This is a genomic window from Paraeggerthella sp., assembly GCF_048427265.1.
GTDB classification, from domain to species: Bacteria; Actinomycetota; Coriobacteriia; order Coriobacteriales; family Eggerthellaceae; genus Paraeggerthella; species Paraeggerthella hominis.
In genome coordinates, this window is the sequence record NZ_DBFOSR010000103.1 from 1 (window position 1) to 2,761 (window position 2,761).

The 2,761-nt window shown below is 62.7% G+C and carries 2 protein-coding genes; both read left to right on the forward strand.

Features of this window, described 5'->3' with window-relative positions; all coding sequences use genetic code 11:
* Window positions 1-51 precede the first annotated feature (51 nt).
* On the forward strand, window positions 52-1,176 hold the full coding sequence (locus ACMNI9_RS09205; RefSeq protein ID WP_418831738.1) for a DUF1648 domain-containing protein: 1,125 nt from the start codon (window positions 52-54) through the stop codon (window positions 1,174-1,176).
* Window positions 1,177-1,366: 190 nt separating this feature from the next.
* Window positions 1,367-2,761 (forward strand): ABC-F family ATP-binding cassette domain-containing protein (locus ACMNI9_RS09210; protein WP_418831739.1); only part of this gene is annotated, 1,395 nt, incomplete at its 3' end.

Sequence of the window (2,761 nt, forward strand, 5' to 3'; positions counted from 1 at the left end):
ACCGTGCGCGGGGGATCCGGGGTTTTCGGGACGGAAGGATAAGGTATCGCTATGGAGGCACCTGCAACTAAATTCGCATCGGCGATGCTTGTTCTCACGATGTCGCTGGTCCCGCTGACCGGCCTCATGACGGTGGTGACGTCGTTTCTCATGCGGCGCGGCGAGGTCTTCGCGGTTACCGTGCCCGATGCAGCCGCGCGCGATCCGTACCTGCGGTCGCTCAAGCGCCGGTACGCGATCGCCATGCTGGGACTTACCGCAATCCTGACGGCCGTCGGCGCATGGGGCGCATGTATGCAGAATCCTGCCGTTACCCTTGCGACGCTTTGCGCGGGTACGCTGCTGATCTGCGCTTGCAGTTACGGACTGATGCTGTTCTTCCGCGCCAAGGTGAACGTTTATAAAAAGGAGCGCGGCTGGAAGGCCGAAGCGCAGGAGTCCGTGGCGGTGGTGGGCGACGCGCCGGTGCCTCGCGCGGTGTCGCTCAAGTGGAACCTGCTGTACGTGCCGGTCATGGCCGTTACGCTGCTCATCGGCGCGGTGGGCTATGCGCAGATGCCCGATCTGATTCCGCAACATGTTAACTTCCAGGGCGAGGTGACGGACTACATGGAGAAATCCCCGTTCGTGGTCCTGGCACCCGTGCTCATAGTGGCTTTCATGGCGGCTTGCATGGCGTTTTCCCATTGGACTATCCTGCGGTCGAAGAAGCCATCCGACCCGGGTGCGCCCGCCACGTCTGCGCTGGCGTACGGTATGTTCGCGCGCGCTCAGAGCATTCTGCTGGTGGTGGGCGGCCTGATTCTCAGCTTGCTGGGGCCGGTTATGGAGCTTGCGTTCATCGGCGTGATTGGCATAGCTGAAGCGGGCGTGTTCGTGGTGGTGCTGGCGCTGGCGTTGGTGGTGGGATCCATCGTGATCAGCGTGGTGTACGGGCAAGGCGGCGCGCGCGTGTTCGCGCGCATGGGCGGCTCGGAAAAGCTCTTGGCCGACGACGACGAGCACTGGAAGCTGGGCGTGTTCTACTTCAACCCCGATGATCCCAGCCTGTTCTTGCCCGAACGGTTCGGCATCGGCTGGACCATGAACTGGGGACGCCCTGCGGTTTGGGCCATCATGGCGGGCGGGTTCGTGTTGACGGTGGCTTTCGTGGTTGCCGTTGCGGTCATGATGTAACGCCTGCTGCACCGTGCGGCGCTTTTCGCGAAAGCGGGCCGACGTTTGCCGTCGCTCGTCGCCGAAGATCGCACGTTTCGTTCGTGAAGGGCGCCATGCACCGCAATGTTGCCGCAGGGCGTTCGCCTGCGTTCTTTCGCGATGGGTTTGCTATCATAGAGCGCGAATACTTTGCGAAGGACGGAATCATATGGCGTTTTTGCTTGGCTGCGAGAAGGTTCGGGTGGAATTCCCGACCAAAGAGGTGTTCGAGAGCGTGTCTCTTGGCGTCGAGGAGGGCGATCGCGTTGGCATCGTCGGACGCAATGGCGACGGAAAATCGACGCTGCTCGCATTGCTGGCCGGTGCGCAAGATCCTGACGAGGGGCGCGTTCTAAGGAACGGGGCCGTGCACGTGGGCGTGTTGGCTCAGTCCGACGCCCTGCGCGATGAAGACACCGTCGAGCGCGCCGTTGTGGGAGATCGTGCTGAATACGAATGGGCGGGCGATGCGCGCATCCGCGAGATCATCGCCGGCTTGGCGTCCGACATTCCTTGGGATGCGCAGGTGGGCACGCTGTCCGGCGGGCAGCGCCGCCGGGTGGACCTGGTTCGCTTGCTTATCGGCGATTGGGACGTGCTTGCGCTTGACGAGCCCACGAACCACCTGGACGTGCGCGCCATCACCTGGTTGGCCGACCATCTGAAGCGTCGTTGGCGGCAGGGACAAGGTACCCTTTTGGTTGTCACGCACGATCGTTGGTTCCTTGATGAAGTGTGCACGAGCATGTGGGAAGTGCACGACAAGGTGGTCGAGCCGTTCGAGGGCGGGTACTCGGCGTACATCATGCAGCGCGTCGAGCGGGATAGGCTGGCGGCATTGGCCGAGCAGAAGCGGCAGAACGCGCTGCGTCGCGAGCTGGCTTGGCTGTCGCGTGGTGCCCGTGCTCGCGCAACGAAGCCGAAGTTCCACGTGGCCGCGGCTCAGGAGCTGATCGCCGACGTTCCTCCCTTGCGCAACGAACTGGAGCTCAAGCGCATGGCAATGGCGCGCCTAGGCAAGCAGGTGGTGGATCTGGAGCACGTGACCGTGCGCTTTGACGGCGCCGATCAGCCGATTCTCGACGATGTGGAGTGGATTATCGGGCCGGGCGACCGCTACGGCATCGTGGGCGCGAACGGCGCAGGTAAAACCACGCTTCTACGCACCATTCAAGGATTGCAGGCGCCTACGTCCGGTTTGGTGAAGATTGGCAAGACCGTGCGTTTCGCTGTGCTGTCCCAGCATTTGGACGACTTGTCCAGCTTGGGAGACGATCGCGTGCGCCAGGTTGTCGGACGCTACAATCGCCGTACGATGCTCGACGGCAAGGAGATGACGCCCGGTCAGCTGCTGGAGCGCCTGGGCTTCACGAACGCCGACCTGAACGAGCCGGTGTGCGATTTGTCGGGTGGTCAAAAGCGCCGCCTTGCCTTGATGTTGATTCTGCTGGATGAGCCGAACGTGCTCATTTTGGACGAGCCGGGCAACGACCTGGATACGGATATGCTTGCCGCGGTGGAGGACTTGCTGGATGCGTGGCCCGGCACGTTGCTGCTGGTCACG